The organism is uncultured Aquimarina sp., from assembly GCF_947492405.1.
Taxonomy (GTDB): Bacteria; Bacteroidota; Bacteroidia; order Flavobacteriales; family Flavobacteriaceae; genus Aquimarina.
This window is the reverse complement of the sequence record NZ_CANLMP010000002.1, coordinates 1-18,029: the sequence shown is the minus strand read 5'-3', so window position 1 is coordinate 18,029 and position 18,029 is coordinate 1. Positions and strand designations below refer to the sequence as shown.

Annotated in this window: 19 protein-coding genes; 5 read left to right on the top strand and 14 right to left on the bottom strand. The window is 31.8% G+C overall.

Annotation, left to right across the window (positions count from 1 at the left end):
* Positions 1-193: 193 nt before the first annotated feature.
* Entirely contained in the window at positions 194-991 is a 798-nt protein-coding gene (locus Q0829_RS06370; protein ID WP_298541282.1) for an alpha/beta fold hydrolase, read from the bottom strand.
* Positions 992-1,283: 292 nt separating this feature from the next.
* Here Q0829_RS06370 and trkA point away from each other — a divergent pair, with 292 nt between their 5' ends.
* Together trkA and Q0829_RS06360 are read left to right on the top strand one after the other, a co-directional pair.
* Positions 1,284-2,633 (top strand): Trk system potassium transporter TrkA, encoded by a 1,350-nt coding sequence (gene trkA / locus Q0829_RS06365; RefSeq protein ID WP_298541280.1) that lies wholly within the window; start codon positions 1,284-1,286, stop codon positions 2,631-2,633.
* A 1-nt stretch (position 2,634) separates the two neighbouring features.
* Positions 2,635-4,131 carry a potassium transporter TrkG gene (locus Q0829_RS06360; RefSeq protein WP_298541278.1) on the top strand — a complete coding sequence of 499 codons (1,497 nt, stop codon included), beginning with the start codon at positions 2,635-2,637 and terminating at the stop codon, positions 4,129-4,131.
* Positions 4,132-4,147: 16 nt separating this feature from the next.
* Here Q0829_RS06360 and Q0829_RS06355 read toward each other — a convergent pair whose 3' ends face one another.
* The 3 genes from Q0829_RS06355 to Q0829_RS06345 form a co-directional block, all read right to left on the bottom strand.
* A complete protein-coding gene (locus tag Q0829_RS06355) occupies positions 4,148-4,426 on the bottom strand; it encodes a hypothetical protein (protein WP_298541276.1) in 279 nt (92 codons plus the stop codon).
* Positions 4,427-4,626: 200 nt separating this feature from the next.
* The gene (locus tag Q0829_RS06350; RefSeq protein ID WP_298542749.1) at positions 4,627-5,814 is read right to left on the bottom strand and encodes a pyridoxal phosphate-dependent aminotransferase; all 1,188 of its coding nucleotides are present in this window, start codon (positions 5,812-5,814) and stop codon (positions 4,627-4,629) included.
* Positions 5,815-5,857: 43 nt separating this feature from the next.
* On the bottom strand, positions 5,858-6,958 hold the full coding sequence (locus tag Q0829_RS06345; protein ID WP_298541275.1) for an acyl-CoA desaturase: 1,101 nt from the start codon (positions 6,956-6,958) through the stop codon (positions 5,858-5,860).
* 137 nt (positions 6,959-7,095) lie between these two features.
* Here Q0829_RS06345 and rsmG point away from each other — a divergent pair, with 137 nt between their 5' ends.
* Positions 7,096-7,725 (top strand): 16S rRNA (guanine(527)-N(7))-methyltransferase RsmG, encoded by a 630-nt coding sequence (rsmG, locus tag Q0829_RS06340; RefSeq protein ID WP_298541273.1) that lies wholly within the window; start codon positions 7,096-7,098, stop codon positions 7,723-7,725.
* Between the two features lie 142 nt (positions 7,726-7,867).
* Here rsmG and Q0829_RS06335 read toward each other — a convergent pair whose 3' ends face one another.
* Both Q0829_RS06335 and Q0829_RS06330 read right to left on the bottom strand, forming a co-directional pair.
* Positions 7,868-8,692, bottom strand: a complete 825-nt coding sequence (locus Q0829_RS06335; RefSeq protein ID WP_298541270.1) for an oxidoreductase — start codon at positions 8,690-8,692, stop codon at positions 7,868-7,870.
* Between the two features lie 46 nt (positions 8,693-8,738).
* The gene (locus tag Q0829_RS06330; RefSeq protein WP_298541268.1) at positions 8,739-9,260 is read right to left on the bottom strand and encodes a TetR/AcrR family transcriptional regulator; all 522 of its coding nucleotides are present in this window, start codon (positions 9,258-9,260) and stop codon (positions 8,739-8,741) included.
* A gap of 205 nt (positions 9,261-9,465) precedes the next feature.
* Between Q0829_RS06330 and Q0829_RS06325 the strand changes: the two genes are divergently transcribed.
* Positions 9,466-10,065 carry a hypothetical protein gene (locus Q0829_RS06325; RefSeq protein ID WP_298541266.1) on the top strand — a complete coding sequence of 200 codons (600 nt, stop codon included), beginning with the start codon at positions 9,466-9,468 and terminating at the stop codon, positions 10,063-10,065.
* 148 nt (positions 10,066-10,213) lie between these two features.
* On the opposite strand, the gene Q0829_RS06320 is transcribed toward Q0829_RS06325, so the two are convergent.
* The 8 genes from Q0829_RS06320 to Q0829_RS06285 form a co-directional block, all read right to left on the bottom strand.
* A complete protein-coding gene (locus tag Q0829_RS06320) occupies positions 10,214-11,047 on the bottom strand; it encodes a VOC family protein (protein ID WP_298541264.1) in 834 nt (277 codons plus the stop codon).
* Between the two features lie 58 nt (positions 11,048-11,105).
* On the bottom strand, positions 11,106-12,434 hold the full coding sequence (locus Q0829_RS06315) for a hypothetical protein (RefSeq protein ID WP_298541261.1): 1,329 nt from the start codon (positions 12,432-12,434) through the stop codon (positions 11,106-11,108).
* 81 nt (positions 12,435-12,515) lie between these two features.
* Positions 12,516-13,115, bottom strand: coding sequence for a DUF6090 family protein (locus tag Q0829_RS06310; protein WP_298541258.1), 600 nt, complete (start codon positions 13,113-13,115; stop codon positions 12,516-12,518).
* Between the two features lie 137 nt (positions 13,116-13,252).
* Positions 13,253-13,972, bottom strand: a complete 720-nt coding sequence (locus Q0829_RS06305; RefSeq protein WP_298541255.1) for a hypothetical protein — start codon at positions 13,970-13,972, stop codon at positions 13,253-13,255.
* A gap of 219 nt (positions 13,973-14,191) precedes the next feature.
* A complete protein-coding gene (locus Q0829_RS06300) occupies positions 14,192-14,755 on the bottom strand; it encodes a hypothetical protein (protein WP_298541252.1) in 564 nt (187 codons plus the stop codon).
* Positions 14,756-14,947: 192 nt separating this feature from the next.
* Positions 14,948-15,403 (bottom strand): GNAT family N-acetyltransferase, encoded by a 456-nt coding sequence (locus Q0829_RS06295; protein ID WP_298541250.1) that lies wholly within the window; start codon positions 15,401-15,403, stop codon positions 14,948-14,950.
* 235 nt (positions 15,404-15,638) lie between these two features.
* Positions 15,639-16,304 carry a leucine-rich repeat domain-containing protein gene (locus tag Q0829_RS06290; RefSeq protein ID WP_298541247.1) on the bottom strand — a complete coding sequence of 222 codons (666 nt, stop codon included), beginning with the start codon at positions 16,302-16,304 and terminating at the stop codon, positions 15,639-15,641.
* A gap of 78 nt (positions 16,305-16,382) precedes the next feature.
* Entirely contained in the window at positions 16,383-16,754 is a 372-nt protein-coding gene (locus Q0829_RS06285) for a hypothetical protein (RefSeq protein WP_298542747.1), read from the bottom strand.
* A 567-nt stretch (positions 16,755-17,321) separates the two neighbouring features.
* Here Q0829_RS06285 and Q0829_RS06280 point away from each other — a divergent pair.
* A partial coding sequence (locus Q0829_RS06280) for an IS110 family transposase (protein ID WP_298541245.1) occupies positions 17,322-18,029 on the top strand: 708 nt, incomplete at its 3' end.

Sequence of the window (18,029 nt, the reverse complement as noted above, 5' to 3'; positions counted from 1 at the left end):
AAAACTCTTCGGCTAACAAAACTATGTGTCAAATCATATTTGATTTTTTAAAGATTATAACGTAGTTAGGTTATTAAAATCTGTTATATGCGTCAGGGATAGTAGAGAAAATCCCACAGTTCGATCCGCCGCGGTGGAGAGATGCGCGGAATTGAAACGAATAGCCCGCCCGGACGCCCAGAATACTTGTTTCTTACTTAACCATTTCCTCCATCTTTTCGAGTATTTGCTCTTTCTCATATTTTAGTCCATACAAATGTGCTCCTGTAAACTCTATAAAATTTTTAGGACCTGATGCATTATCAAAAATAACTTTTCCTTGTGCGTATGGCACGTCTTTATCTTCTTTACTATGTATGAAAAGTTTATCGATTTTATCAATACTTTTTATGTCTTCTTTTGCAGCATATGGTGAGATGTAATTTTTTTCTAAAAAATCTCTGTACTGAGGCGTTGCGTGCATAGCGATATCTGTAAAAGATGCCATAGCACCTTCTAGAACCAATCCATCGATCTTATCTTGATTGTCTTTGGCTAAAAGTGTAGCAACTTGAGTTCCGATAGAAATTCCATAAATTATTTTTGGTGTATTTTTTATTTCTTTCTGTTCAAGAAGCATTTCAAAAAATTGCTGACCATCTTTGGCTATATTTTTATGGGTAGGAGTTCCCGTTGATTTACCATAACCTCGGAAATCTACCATAACCACCTGAAAATTGTTTTCTGCCAATATTCTGGTAAGCGGGAGATAGTAAGTGATGTTTCCGCCTGCTCCATGAAAATAAAATACAGTTGCTTTGGGCTTAGTTATAGGTTTTAGGATTAATGCGGAAATCGTATCTGTTTCTACATTAAATTTTAATTCTTCATAATTTTTCCATTCGATGGGCCTCAAATCCTTTTTAGGGTAATAGAATTTGTCATCCATTTGAGCATTAACAACGATACTATTCGTTAGTAATAAAGCCAGTAATAAAAGTTTTGTTCTCATTGATTAAAAAGTTAGTGTTTATACAGCTAAGATGCTGTTATTGCTATTTTTTTAAAAAAATAAGTTACCCAATTGTTGCTTTTGACTTCTGAAATGTAGTTGAAAAAGTTTATCAACTTATAGAACAAAAAAAACAGCTTATTGGGCTGCTATTGTCTAATTATTTCACCAGTTTCTGAAATTCCACTATCTTTGTAGGCTTTTATTTTTCAGCGTTAAATTTTCACACGATTTATGGTGGATTAGCTGAAGTTTAATTTTATCTTTTGATGATAAATAATAAAATATACGGATGAAAATTATTATTGCCGGTGCTGGTGAAGTTGGATTTCATTTGGCAAAATTACTTTCATTTGAATCTCAGGATATTACACTTATAGATCCTGATAAGGAATGCTTGAATTATGCTGATAGCCATTTGGATATTAGAGTGATTAAGGGAGATGCTACTTCTATAAGTATTCTTAAAGATGCCAGAGTTCAGAATGTAGATATGGTGATTAGTGTCACTTCTAGTGAGACAACTAATATCACGGTGTGTGTATTGGCAAAACAACTTGGTGCTAAGCGCACAATTGCCAGAATTTCTAATACAGAATTTATAGAGAATAAAGAAGAAGTTGGTTTTATCAAGTTTGGTATAGACGAATTAATTTCTCCTGAAGCTTTGGCGGCTAGCGAAATAGAATTATTACTCAATCAATCGGCTTTTAGTGATAGTTATGAGTTTGAGGATGGAGCGCTAACGATGGTAGGAACAACATTGTCAAGTACGGCACTGTTTGTAGATAAAACTGTTAGAGAAGCTGCGGAGATATTCCCTGAACTTCATTTTATGCCAATTGCGATTCAGCGATCGGGAACACAATACACAATTATTCCTAGAGGTGATACCAAGTTTAAGGAAGGAGATCAGGTGTACTTTGTTACTTCAAAAGGTGGAGTAGAGGAACTGTATAAATTGACAGGTAAGGTTAAGGAACAGATTAAAAAAGTAATGATTCTGGGAGGTAGTAAAATTGGTTATAAAACTACCTGTGATTTATGTGATCATAAATTTAGAGTAAAACTTATCGAAACTGACAAGGAGAAGGCTTTTGATCTGGCAGATGATCTTCCTAATGCTTTGATTATAAATGGTGATGGACGTAATGTAGAATTACTGGAAGAAGAGAATATAGATGATATGGACGCTTTTATTGCGGTAACGGGTAACTCTGAGACTAATATAATGTCTTGTCTGGTGGCAAAGTCAAAAGGAGTCCGTAAAACAATTGCCTTGGTAGAAAATATGGATTATTTTCAACTATCCCATTCCATAGGTATCGACACATTGATTAATAAAAAGCTGTTAGCGGCAAATAACATATTTAGATTTATTAGAAAAGGAGAAGTGGTAGCGATGACCAAGCTCAATAATATGAATGCAGAGTTATTGGAATTTATCGTTAAACCAACTTCTGAAGTAAGTGATAATTTAATCAGAGATTTAGATTTTCCTCGTTCTGCTATTATTGCGGGAGTAATCAGAGATGGTATAGGAATGATACCATTAGGTGGTTTTTATATCAAAGCAGGTGATCGAGTTGTAGTTTGTTGTTTACCCAAGTCGATTAAGAAAATAGAAAACCTTTTCTTATAACATGTCTAAGCTAAACTTTAAAATTATTACGCACATTATGGGGCTTTTATTGCTCTGTAATGGAGGATTTATGCTTATAGCAACCATTGTAAGTTTTATCTACAAAGATGGTGTTACTATGCAAATCATGCTAGCTGCATTATCTACAATGTTTTTAGGGATAATTTTAATGTTTCTTACCAAAGAGCATCAAAAATCAATAAATAAAAGGGAAGGATATATTGTAGTTACATTTGGTTGGATATTTATGTCTCTAAGTGGAACTTTGCCTTATTTGTTTTCTGAAGCTATTCCGTCGTTTACAAACGCTTTTTTCGAGACCATGTCCGGATACACTACTACGGGAGCTTCTATTCTTAATGAAATAGAAATTGTTCCAAAAGGGGTTTTGTTCTGGCGTAGTCTTACCCATTGGATTGGTGGAATGGGAATTATTGTGCTTGCAGTAGCTATTTTGCCACTGTTAGGGATAGGAGGAATGCAGTTATTTGCAGCAGAAGCCCCTGGCCCCAGTGCTGATAAATTACATCCCAGAATTACAGATACAGCAAAAAGACTGTGGCTTATCTACTTTGGGTATACAGCTGCAGAAACTATCTTACTGAAACTTGCGGGAATGGACTTCTTTGATGCGATAAATCATGCATTGAGTACGTTGTCTACAGGAGGCTTTTCAACAAAAAACGCTAGTGTTGCGTATTGGAATGACCAGCCGCTTATTCAATATATTATTATACTATTTATGTTTTTGGCTGGTATGAATTTTATATTGAGTTATTTTGGTTTTAAAGGCAAGTTTGGAAAGTTTTTAAAAGATGAAGAATTTAAATGGTACATCATCTTTTTAGTTGCTTTTACTGCTGTATCGGCGCTAATTATTTATTTAAAAGCAGACCCTGCTAATTCTGTAATTGATCATCCAATGGTTTATGGTGAAGCGGAGAGTGCTTTTAGACATGCGCTGTTTCAGGTATTAGCGGTTATAACTACTACTGGATTTGTTTCTGCGGATTTTACGGTTTGGACGCCTTTTTTAAAAATCGTTTTCTTCGGGTTATTCTTTTTAGGAGGTTCTGCAGGATCTACAGCGGGAGGAATGAAAATTGTAAGGCATCTTATTACTATAAAAAACGGTATTCTTGAGTTTAAACGAACATTACACCCTAGAGCTATCTTGCCTGTGAGGTATAATACAAAAGCTGTTTCCAAAGAAATTGTATTTAATATATTAGCCTTTTTTATATTGTATATGCTATCCTTTATTATAGGATCTTTGGTGTTAGGAATGTTAGGATTAGATTTCGAAACTGCTATAGGTGGAGCAGCATCATCTCTAGGAAATGTTGGTCCAGCTTTGGGTAAATTAAGCCCAGTAAATAATTTCGATGTATTACCAGCATTTGGTAAATGGTGGTGTTGTTTCCTAATGCTAATCGGAAGGTTAGAATTGTTTACAGTGTTAATCTTATTAACTCCTTTCTTCTGGAGAAACAGATAATAGATAGCTTAAAACGTCAAAAAGATTCTTCCCAAGGACCAAAAGCATAAGGGTTTATATGCCAAAGCTCTGCGACTTTTTTGATAGTATCTTTTACACAACCTTTTACACTTTGTAAGTATTCTTGTTCAATAAAAAAGATATCGAGAATAGATTCGTAATAAGGTGCAGTGTTTTCTACATCAGAAGGTGTATAGTTTAAGATCTCATCTTCGGAGTATGGTGCCTTGAAATTTTCTTTGAAAATTTGAAGCACATTTTTTTGAACGATACGTTCTTTTTCAAGAATGTCCATAAATACAAAAAGTAGGTTTTAAGAATGTTATTCATGTTCAAACCACAATTTGTCTCTTTCTTATAAATGTTTTCCCCAAAACAGTTAAAAGTATAACAGGAATAACTCCAAAAGCATCAATTTATTTTTAGAAAAACAGAAAACCGATGATTTTTGTGAAATCATCGGTTTTTTAATAGAAGTTATATGATTTTGTTAATCTATAACAGTGCTTTTTTGATTCTGCTTACTGCTTCTGTAATCTGCTCTGTGCTGGCAGCATAAGAAATTCTAATACAATTTCCATTTCCGAATGCATCACCGGTAACTGTTGCTACATTTGCGTGCTCTAATAAAAACATAGAGAAGTCAGAAGCATTTTTTATAGTGTTTCCGTTAATAGTTTTTCCGAAGTAATAAGAAACATCTGGGAAAACATAGAAAGCACCTTCAGGTTCGTTGCATTCGAATCCTGGAATATCAGCAAGTAATCCTAAAATAAGTTTTCTACGATTTTTAAATTCATCTACCATATATTGGATGTTGCTAACAGGAGCTTCTAATGCGGTAATTACTGCTCTCTGAGCAATACAGTTAGCTCCACTAGTTACCTGACCTTGCATCTTGTTACAAGCTCTGGCAATAGCTTTTGGTGCTCCAATATAACCGATTCTCCATCCTGTCATTGCAAAAGCTTTTGCTACTCCATTAACAGTAACCGTTCTATCATACATATCATCAAATTGCGCCATAGAAGCGTGATCACCAACATAATTGATATGCTCATAGATTTCATCACTTACTACAATGATATCCGGATATTTTTGTAATACATCCGCTAGTGCTCTTAGTTCTTCCTTACTATAGATAGAACCACTTGGATTACATGGAGAACTATACCAAATCATTTTGGTTTTTGGAGTTATTGCCTTTTCTAACTGCTCTGCAGTCATTTTGAAATCAGTATCTATAGAGGTTTTTACCTCTACAGGAACTCCTTCTGCTAATTTTATGATGTCACTATAACTAACCCAATACGGACAAGGAAGTATAACTTCATCTCCAGGATTAAGATACACCTGTGCTACATTGTATAATGATTGTTTAGCACCAGTAGAAACTACAATCTGAGAGTGATCGTAGGTTAGATTGTTATCTCTTTTAAATTTAGTAATAATCGCATCTTTCAATTCTACATATCCATCTACTGGTGTATATGAATTGTAATTCTCATTAACCGCCTGAATGGCTGCGTCTTTAATAAAATCCGGTGTGTTAAAATCCGGTTCTCCTAAACTTAGGCCGATAATGTCTTTTCCTTCTGCTCTTAGTTCTCTAGCTTTTGCAGCCATTGCTAATGTTGCAGAAGCTTTAAGCTTGTTGATTTTGTCTGATAATTGAATGCTCATTTCCGATACTTGTGTGCTCATTTTGGTAATTGGTAAATAAAAGTTATGGTTGCATTGCGGGTTTCATTCCCATTTCTTTTAAATGTCTGAAATGAGCGATAATCGCTTTGCGAGTGGTTTTATATTCGTTATAAGGTAGATTAAATTCCTGAGCAGTCTGTTTCACTATTTTAGAAATTTTAGTGTAATGTACATGACTGATATTAGGGAAAATGTGGTGTTCTACCTGATGATTTAGTCCTCCTGTAAACCAGTTAACTAATCTATTTTTAGTTGAGAAATTTACTGTCGTAAATAACTGGTGAATTGCCCAGGTGTTTTTCATTGTGCCTGTCGTGTCTGGTAATGGCATCTGTGCTTCTTCTACCATATGCGCCAATTGAAATACGATACTCAAAATAAGACCAGCTACATAGTGCATTATGAAAAACCCAATTAAAATTTTCCACCAAGCTATAGACATAATAAGCATAGGAATTACAATCCAGATCATCACATAAATAATCTTAGTGACTACAATCGTACTCCATTGTTTTAATGGACTTGGTAGTTTTCCGTAAGCAAGTTTTCGCGCCAGATATCTTTTAGTTTGTGTAAAATCAGTGGTTAATGCCCAGTTAAAAGTTAGCAAACCATAAAGAAATACAGAATAATAATGTTGAAACTTATGAAACCGCTCCCATTTAGCGTGTTTCGTGAAACGAATAACTCTACCAGCATCCATGTCCTCATCGTGACCATGAATATTGGTATAGGTGTGGTGTAAAACATTATGTTGTACCTGCCAATTATATACGTTGCCAGCTAGCACATACATGCTACTACCCATTAACTTGTTGATCCATTTTTTAGAAGAATAAGAACCATGATTTCCATCATGCATAACATTCATCCCTACACCAGCCATACCAACTCCCATAATGATGGTTAATAATAACATCCACCATTGAGAAATATTTAGGGTAAGAATTAAAAAATAAGGTGTTAAGAAAAGAGAAAACATTACAATCGTTTTCAGATGTAATTTCCAGTTACCTGTGCGCTTTATATTATTTTCTTTAAAATAATCATTTACACGTTTATTCAGTGTTCTGAAAAATTTTGCGGAATCCGCTCTGCTAAATCTTACATTAGGTGTAGTCATGGGTTTTTGGGTTTATAACTAAACGTTATTAGTCATAAATTATTCGGTAAAGTTAGGTATTTATATTTTTCTAACTTCTTAAAAAGTAGTAAAATATATCAAGTTTACATGTATTTTTGCGCTTTAAAAAAAACGTAATGGATATTCTACTTAAATATTTCCCCGAATTAACAGAAGACCAAATACATAAGTTCGGTCAACTGGGTGATTTGTATAAAGATTGGAACGCTAAAATTAATGTAATCTCTAGAAAAGATATTGATCTATTATATGAAAGACACGTACTACATTCATTGGGAATTGCTAAGATTCAGGAGTTTAAAGAGGGTGCTTCTGTGCTGGATGTTGGTACTGGTGGTGGATTTCCTGGAATACCATTGGCAATTATGTTTCCTGCAACTACATTTTATTTGGTAGACGTAATTGCAAAAAAAATACGCGTTGTTAATGAGGTTGCAAGTGCGTTAGGATTAACAAATGTTAAAGCAGAGCAAAGACGCGCAGGAACATTTGATGATCGTTTTGATTTTATAGTCAGTAGAGCAGTTACCAATATGCCAGATTTTGTGAAATGGGTGCGTAAAAATATTGCCAAAAAATCTAATCACGAATTACCTAATGGTATTTTGTACCTTAAGGGAGGTGATTTAACAGAGGAGCTTACTTTGTTTCCAAAAGCGATGCAATACAATTTACCGGACTATTTTGAAGAAGATTTTTTCGAAACCAAAAAGGTAGTGCATCTACCAATAAAGTATAAGTTGTAATAAAGAAGAAGCTCTCTAAAAAGACATCACTGTCACAATTAGTTTGTCGAAGTGTTTTTCGATATATTTAAGAAACGTCTTCCACAAGCTCAGACTGACAATTGACATTGACAAGATTTTTTTAGATAGTTTTTCTCATTACCTACTTCACCTGACTCATGATGAGTTTATCAAAAATCCTATCACCAAAATATTTACGAATAAACATCATGGGCTTAGCATACTTCCCGGCAACATAGCGGGTTTTTGGTTTTCTTGCTTTAATAGCTTTCGAAATAAGGTTTGATATCACTGAACTAGGAGATCCTCCTCCGGTTTTATTGTAGGTGTCAATAGTAGATTTCTCTATGGCTTTGGCTAGTTTGCTGTAGGCAGTGTTGCCTGATCTTTCCATTAAAGGTTTTGTCATAACATCCCCAAATTCAGTCTGAATTGCTCCTGGTTGTATGATGACTACATCTATTCCGAATTGAGCTACTTCTAATCTAAGGCAGTCAGACCATCCTTCTAATGCGTGTTTGGTGGCGTGATACCACGAACCAAGAGGTGTATACATTTTTCCACCCATAGAGGAGATATTAATAATCTTTCCACTTTGTTGTTTGCGCATATATGGTAATACCAGTTGTGTCAATCTGCCCAGTCCGAAAATATTCACTTCAAACTGTCTTCTGGCATCCTCGATCGTTGTATCTTCTATAGCTCCATAGATTGCGTAACCGGCATTATTGACTAATACATCAATTTTTTGATGTTTTTCGATAATTGTGTTCACAACATTTTGGATATCCTCATCTTTTGTGATGTCCATTTGTAAAGGAAACCCTCCTAAAGCATCCAGAGCTTCCATATTTTTCACACGTCTTGCTGCTGTATACACGATGTGGCCTTCATTGATAAGTTGTATAGCGGTTTCTTTTCCTATTCCTGAGGATGCACCTGTTACTAAAATTACTTTTTCTTTCATAATATTTAAATTAGTGAGTACTTACTAATTTTATTAATAAATTTTTTTAAAGCTTATATTTTTGAATTAAGAATTCTTTGAATTTTAGTTTGTCGGACATATTGTCTTTGATAATGGCTGTCGAAATTCCTTCCAAAAAGACAATGATGAATTCTGCTTCCAGTTCGGGAATTTCATAACCCAATTTCTGAAAAGCTATCATCAACGCTTGTTGCAGCGGTTGCATTTTCTCCGGATTATTATATTCTAACTCCCACTTTAGTTTAAACTGAAGCTTCCAGAATTCGAACTCACTTTCTGTAACCGAAAAAGGCATTTCTAATGTCAATCTGATTACTTCTTTTGGATCTTCTGATGTTAGAATAGGAATAAATAGTTCTTTAATCCGTGCTTCGCCTTGCTGTAAAATTGCTTGTAGCAATCCTTCTTTGTTTTTAAAATGACGGAAAATCAATCCTTCAGAAACTCCAGCATGCTTGGCTACTTTACTGGTAGACGTTGCTGTATATCCTTCTTTTGCAAAAAGAGTTAACGCAGAATTAATAATTTTTTCTTGTTTCTCTGTCATTTTAATAGTGAGTGATCACTTGCAAAAATATAAAACTTTTTATAAGAAACAATTTTTTAGGTTAAAAAGAGAAATCAACTATGTTCGGCCACTCGTTGTAAAACTAGTGCTAGCTCAAAAAAAAAAGCTGAGAAAACAAAAGTTGTATTGTAATTTCCATATATCAGATAATTGTTAAGTTTGCCGAACTTAATAAATAAAGGACATGAGAAACGCACTTAGTATATTTCTAATTATCTTTTGTACGCTGTCTGTTTTAGGTCAGAAAATCAAAACAGCTTCTGGAAATATCTCTGTATTAGCAGGAGAAAAAGAGCTATCAGTTACTTTTGGGTATGATAACATAAAGGTACACGGCTATACCACAGAGGAAGAGTTTATAAAAGATAAGATGCGAATACGAGAAAAACATAAACCTGGATCTGGTGAAAGATTTAAAGGCTCTTGGTTTGCAGATAGAGATACCGTATATGCGCCAATGTTTATTGAAAACCTGAACTATGCAATACCTAAAAAAAGAAAAATCATAGTTTCCAGAAACAATCCTAAGGCAAAATACAATTTGCATGTGGAGACATTGTGGGTGTATCCTGGGTATAATGTAGGTTTTTCGCAGCCTTGTAAAATAGAAGTAGCACTTAAAATATATGAAATAGCAAACCCAGAAAATGTTCTTTGGGAATCGAAATCACCTTTGCGCGTAGAGGCTAAAATAGCTCCTTATAAGAGAGAAGTGAGAATTGGAGCTGCTTATGGTACATTAGCTATGAAGCTGTCCTGGTTTTTGAGAAAAAAAGCAAAGTAACATCTGCTATTGTTTTTGAAAACTAATTTAAGAATGACAAGTCAAATAGAAAAGAAAGCTTCAACTGCGTCGAGGTGCTATTTGTTAACCAGTACTAGTGAAAGAAAATAAATAATTATTAGAAATTCGTTGGTAATTTATTGTTTTGTCATAAGTATATAATTAAAGGTAATTCGGGTCTTAAGTCAAATGATTTCCCTTGGATATTGTTGTCAAAATATAATTCCATTAAATGCTTATTTCCATTTTTTACAGTTATGTTCTTAATTTCGTTGACCGCTTTAATTGTTTCTGTTTTGAGATCTAAAGAAGTTGATGTGATACTAATATTGGTAATCTTTTTTGCTCCGTTTGGATGTTTAAAAAAACTTTTCCAGAATTCATCTTCACTAGATATACTTTGTAAGATGGGTAATGATTCAAATATTTGAGATTCAATTTCGGGATAAACAACAAAAATTGAAGGCTCATTAAGGTGCGTTTTCGAATTCTTAGCAGAATAGATACTAACACTATCTTCCATCCAATCTTGATGATATTGGACTGTTTTAAATGGAATTTTATCTATGTCATAATCTTTAATTTTTAAAGCAATGCTAAAAGGAGAAGCTTCATTTTTTTTATAATTTGCTCTTTCCGTAAAATCTAAATCTTTGTTTTTTAAATTATTTTCTTCTAATTCGTTTTGGTTATGTACAAAAATTAATTCTAGATATCCATTTAAAAAATTAAAATATCTTCCGGCCGTTCCTTGTCCGTGATGAATTTGTGAAAGCGAATCAGGAATAGCGGTAAATCCAATTTTAATTAATTTTTCCTTTGCCATATTTGGGTTTTCTACCCAAATATTTAAGTGGTCGACTTGTAAATCGGTTGAACTATTTTGTGTTGTTTTATTGGTTTTTTGTTCTGCTATTTTCTCTTTGCAGGAAGCAAATCCTAAAATAAAGATTAAGACTAAAATATGATTACTTAATTTCATTTTAAATGTTTTGTGATAAACAAGGTTTGACGACTTAGATACTGAATTACATTATTACTCAATGCTTTTGTAATTGTATTTTGTAATATATTTTTTCAATTTTTAAGAAAATAGTATTATCGTCTTTCCAAAAATAATTTTCCCAATAATCTAATTGAACAAGACTAGATATATTAAGCATATATTCTGGGGCAGCATTTTTGTTGTTTTTTTCTAAAAAATAAATATGGGATTGCCCGCTATAATATCCATTTAAACGAAAAGTATTTTGTGGAGATGATAAGTAATAGTCCGGATTTCCTATTCGGTTAGTGTCATCTTTTCCATTTTTTAAATCTATTGTATAATCTGAAGAATGGCCACATTCTAATAATAAATAATGATACTTGGGGTAATATGCTATAATATTACATTCGTCCTGATATACATCAATTTCCTTGTTATTATCCGTCAATATTTTTTTAATAAAAAAATCACCATTTTCATATTCTCCAATTAATTGGTTTTTTAAAATACTTTTTATTTTTTTAATATCTGTAATTTTTTCGGCGGATGAGTTGTTCTGTTTTTTGTAATTTTCTTGATAAAAATCTTCTTTTGAAATTTCATCAAAAATTATTTTATGATCATTAGTAATTACTTCAATATGTCTTTTTGCAAAAGCACCAAAAACATATCCTAATTGTTGTAAAGAATCTTTTGCTGCTATTTTTAACCAGTAGTTTTTTAAATATTTTCCGTTATCGAAAACTGAGGTCGAATCTAGTTTGTAATCGCTCGATAAGTAATTAAAAACTTTTAAATTCGGAGCAGAAGCTACAATAGTTCCATCTGTTGTTGGTTTATTACGGATCCTAATTCCAGATGGTGTTTTTATGACAACTTGATTTTTTATAGCCTTAAAACCTCTATTGGTAATTGAATATTTTTTTGTTACGTATTCTGGGGTATTATAAATGTTATAAATATTGATCGTAATGATATTGTAGTCTATCCATGAGTTTACCCCATAAGAACCTTCTTCATTATCATAAGCAGTTTCGTCTAACCTATCTATTATGTTTAGGGATTTATCCAGTAGTATAGCAAAATGAATATTTTCGGAAACCCAATATTTTGAGAAGAAAAGAACAATTAAATTGTTTATTTCATATTTACCCGTAATATAATATTCACTATGTTCTAAAGGAGAAAGGTTTAATCTTTTTAAAACTTTAGTTTCGTTTTGTATAGAAAAACCTTGTTTTTTTTCAGCACTATCGTGATAACTAAAAGGTGAATAATAATTTTTAGAAAATGGTATTTCATTAATAATTTGCTCTAAAGTTTTTTGGCTTAAAACAGATTGAAATTGAAATACTAATAGTAGTAAAATTATTTTTTTCATTAATGAATAGTTAGTTGTATGTGAATCTTTGTTAGTGCTTTTAATTACTATTAGTTCTTGGTGATATCTCGCCTAACAAGATCATCGCTTATTGTCAGTTTGGCTTTGTTCTTTTATAGTTTGTGTATTATCAATATTAAATTCATTTTTTAATATTTCTTCGATGGAAGATAGTAATCTTTTTTCAGCACCAACTTTATCTAAAATCAACATTTTAAGAACTTCTTTCTTTTTTCTATCGGTCTCTTCAAAATTTTGAAATAGGAAATCCATATGTTTTTCAGTTCTCATATTCAGGTTCTCCTTCCTTTCTTGAATACCAGCTAATGCAGATAGTTTTTCATATTCTATTAATTCAATTTTGGAATTGGCCATGGCATTCCACGAATTAGTTTTTATACTTGGCGAATAAACACCTTCGGATCTTTGTATTATATCATATATAGAGAGTTCTTCATTATTTAAGTAGATATTTATGCTGTCTACAGTTGCCAGTTGCTTGGGAATTACTCGTTTTATATCTACAATGCTTTCTTTTAATTCCTTTTCGACAGAGGAAAATATTTGATTCAGATACTTCTTATCTTTTCTCTCCTCATTCCAATTATTAATAAATAAAGCAATCAAAATTCCAATTATGACCGGAATAACTTCTTTGATTAATTGATTTAATTGTTTCATCTAAAATTATTGTTTATTCAGTTTTGTTTGCCCTTGTTGATATATTTTTTGCCAACCAATACCGGTTAGTATATGACGCGTTTTAATGCGGTATACACATTTTTATATTTCTAATTACCTATGATTTTGAAATTCAATTATAAACTTTCAACAAATCGATACTTTTTGGTTCCAATAACAGCAACGGATTTCATTCCTCCATATTGACCAATATGTATATCAATTTCTTTCTCTTTAAAAAGTTTTTTTAGCTCATTAAAAGTTTGTTTCTCACCATCTCTATTAACGTCATCAAGTATCAAAATAAATTCATCATTCTTGTTCATTTTTTTTACAATGTTAACTATGTCATAGCGTGAGTAATATGATGATCCTAAAGGACCGTCAACAAGATATAGGTCATATTTTTTTGTGATAAATTCTTCAATTTTCTCATAACCGTTAAATTTAAACCCGTTTATATTCTTTTTTTGTAAAGGAAGAATATGTACCGAAGATCTAGTGGAGAGTGTAAAACGATCATTAAAATTATTTTTCCAGTTATTATCCTGTTCAATTATTGTGTGAGTCGATTCCATTAAGTAATTATCTAGATAAGTAGAAATGAATTTTGAAGACTCTCCAAGACCTAATTCTAAGATTTCTTTTGGTTTATAATCGTTTAAGATTCTATTAAGAATATAAAAAAACGGATAATTACCTGCCCATCTGCCTATATTTAAGGAGAGGCTATTTATCCATCCCTTATCTCTTATAGAGTCATGATATATGTGTGCCCATTCTAATTCTTTGGTTTGGTTAATTATTACTTGTTGAAGATCTCTTCCTAATATTTTTTTTATTATTCCTTTTATCATTTTAGTTTTTTAACTTGTATAGATGTCGATTTATTATGAAATACAACGTCAAATATATGAATCGGAGAAAGGCAAGCAAGCCTGAACCAATCAATCTATCTGCGCATTGGTAGCTAACTTTTTCATTCTACAAGCATTGCACCATACCAAAAATACAATAACCATTCGATTGATCATTTAGCTGCTATGAATACATAGGATATAGTGTTAGCAAATGTTTTACTTTTTAGACCATCCAATTAAGTCAAAAGGATTTGAACTAGGATTTTTATTATCCACGAGAATTACATTCTCTAAGAATCTCACTTTTTCTTGTCCGTCAATAACAGTGTCAATTTGTACTAGTTCCCATATCATTCCAGATATATTTTCATTTTGGAAATCTAGATAGTCAAATTCAAAATGATTGTATCCGCTTATAGGAGAATAAGTTTTACTATATGAACTATCTTTATTTTTATGAAAAATAGTTAACTCAATTTTTCTTTCATTAAATTTTTTTAGAGTATCGTAACAAGAATAAAATTCCAGATTTACTTTTTGTTTATTATTAACAGTCTTTAATTCTCCAAATTCGTAGAAATAGCTATTTAGAGTATCTAATTTTCCATTCGCAAATTTTTTATATTGATTTTGAATAGAATCTCCAGTTGGGAAAATATATGTTTCTGATTTTAAACTATCAACTTCATTTTGCTTGTCAACTAACCAAATTCTATTGATATTAGAATTTTCTTTTTCAAATTTTTCTAGTTTACTAGCTCTTTTACAGCTAAAGAACAAACAAGTAAAATAATAATTAATAATCTCAATTTTCTTTTTTTAATATTTGTTAACGGTCTCGTATAATCGTCAGTTACGGGTTTATATGCGTTAATTTTCGGATTGGCACAGACATAAGCAATTCCGATTGGATTCGGAAGTAGTCGAATCCACCTTAATTGCGGTTATACATTGTTAGCAACTGGCTTTTTTTCATTTGAAGTGCATTTTCATTCCCTCGTGAGTGGCTTTAAATCCTAAATTTTCATAGAATTTAATCGCCTTCGGTCGTTTTTTATCAGTTGTTAGTTGTAATAAATGCGCATTCCGCTCTTTTGCTCTATTAATAGCCCATTCAAACATTGTTTTTCCAATTCCAAGTCCTCTTTGGTCTTTTCTTATTCTTACTGCTTCTATTTGCGCACGAATTCCGCCACGATAAGTCAGATATTGAATAAATGATAATTGTAGAGTTCCGATGATTTCAGAGTTTTCGTTTTCCACAACTATTAATTCTTGATTTTTGTCAGTATCAATATTTTCAAATGCATTAAGATATTCGGTTGGCAAAGGAATCTGGTAATTTTCTCTTGTTTTTCCGAGTTCATCATCAGCAATCATTTCAACAATTTTGGCAATGTCATTTCTTGTTGCTGTTCTAAATTTCATTTTTCAGTTCGGTTTTTCAGCTTGTTGCTAACGTTCCTTGTATATTGGGTTTTGCCTGCCGAAGGTGGCATATGCATTATGCAAATTGTTGGGTGCAGTTTTTTATTCGACTATCCTATTTTTTAAATCCATTCGCTATCGCGTAATATTCTATTTGACGGACCTTAAAAATGCACTAAACTTTGGATTAAAGATAAAACCCATATTAATTATAGCCTATATTGTAGCTAGTTTTTTAATAGTCACGGTTTCGTAATAGTAATTTTTTAATTTTTTCTATTTCATTGTCAGAAAAGTTATGAAAGGCGTAATATATTTTCTTTAGTTTGGTTAATTTCTCTATAGATTCAGGGAGTTTTTCCATAGGGTTTAAATCTAAATCAAGAGTTTCTAAGTTTACCAAATTCCCAATAGATTCAGGTAACGATTTTAAGCCGTTAGCACTTAGACTCAAATATTCTAGCTCTGTCATTTTTCCTATTTCTTCAGGAATTTCAGCTAAATTATTTCCTGTTATTCCTTCTATTTCTAAATGCTTTATTTTTTTCAAATCGAAAATAAAAACAGGAATCTTTTTAATGTTATTGGTACGAATTATTAAAGTTTCAAGGTTGATTAATTTAGAAATATTTTCAGGTATTTTTTTTAGGTCTTTATCTACAATTTGTAAAGATTTTACATCTTTTGGTGTTTTGAAAGCTTTTTCTAATGAATAAAAAGTAGTTGTTGTTTTTTTTTGATTTTCAAAAGGTAGTACTTTATTATTATTCTCTTTTTTAACTTCTCCTTCAGTACTTTCTATCATATATTCACCCTTGTCGTCTTCAGTTGTTTGTGAAGTTTGAGAAAAAGTGAAACTTGAGAAGAGTAAAAAAAAGTACGATACAATGTGTTTTTTCATAATTGTGTTTTATTTTAAAATCCACGCTACTATCTCAATAAATTAAATAGTGAGTAAAAATATTATTGTAGTTAGTATTTAATAGCCACGATTTTGACGAAGTAATTTTTTAATTTCATTGATTTCCTCATCAGACATTTTGTTGTGAGAAAAATATAAAGTCTTTAAGTTAATTAATTTTTTTAAAGATTTAGGAAGTGTTTTTAATGGGTTGAAATCTAAGTCAAGTGATTCTAAATTAATTAAATTTCCAATTGATTCTGGAAGAGTTGTTAAACCATTAGCTTTTAATTCTAAATGTTTTAATTGTACCATTTTACCAATTTCTTTGGGAATTTTTCTTAATCTATTGCCTCCAATCTCTAAAACTTTAATTTTTTTCATTTCGAAGATAAAATCAGGAATTTTCTCAAATTTATTATGATGCAATCTTAAATATTCAAGGTTTATTAATTTAGCTATTTCATTAGGTATCTTTTCAAAGCCTTTATCTCTTATTTGTAAACCTCTAATTTCTTCAGGGTTCTTTAAAGCTTCTTCCAGAGAATAATATATTATTACAGGGCCTATTTCAGTATGTTCCCATAATTCGTGAGTTTTTTTTTTGGGAGTAAGTGTTAAAAATTAATCCTGTAAAAAATAGAAGAAATAAAGTTGTTTTTTTCATTTTAGTTTTTAATTAGCTACAACGGTTTTGTGTATGAGCAGTAGCGGATTTTGCACAACTGCTTTTCAGATTACAATATACTTTATTTAAAACAAAAACGGTTCGAGTTATTACTCAAACCGCTATTGCTTATACACGTCTTAAGTTTGATTCTCTTTAAATTGATATAATAATCAGAAAGAACAAAAGAGAGAATTAAGGTTAGTATACACGGTGAAGCTTTAGACTTCGACAACATTGATAATCCTCTCTCTTTTACTACTCAGATCACGTTCAGTTCTGTGAGACCTTAGATCTCGTTTTCAAGTTGTTGTGAAGCCAGTAGTTAGTTCTTTCATCAACTATTTTATATGATTAAATATAAAGAAACTTATGGAGTAGACATTAGTAAAGATGTTTTTGATGTTTATGGTAGTGTCAGTGGTCACTGCCAATTTAAAAATGATGAACTAGGCTTCAAGAAATTATTAAAGGATTTACCCTTAGGGTGTCTTGTTGTTATGGAGGTCACGGGTTATTATCATTATCGACTTGCCCAATTTTTATACAAAAATGCAGTAGTTGTCTCTGTTGTAAACCCTTTGTCTGTAAAGCGGTTTATTCAGATGAAGTTGGCCAAGGTAAAAACGGACAAGAGTGATGCAAAAGCTATTTGTGAATATGCTTTAATCAACGAAGTCCCTATTTATAATGCTTTGACAGATATTCAAAGTGAATGCTTACAACTATTCAGATTGCTAGATGCTTATTTAAAGCATCGTACAGCAACTAAAAATAAGATACATGGAGAAGTTGTTTTGGGTATTCCATCAAAGTTTGTTTACCGTTCTCTAATACGAAACAAGAAACAGTTGGATAAAGAAGTAGCTGCTATCGAATCAAAGATTTTATCATTGGTAAAAGAGGATCAACAGGAGCAATTAACCTTACTAACTTCTATACCAGGAATAGGAGAAAAGACAGCCTTGTTTTTAATAGTTATGACCGATGGTTTTTCTAAGTTTGAAACTTCAGCACAGCTTTGTAGTTATGTTGGAATAACCCCAATGATAAGAGAG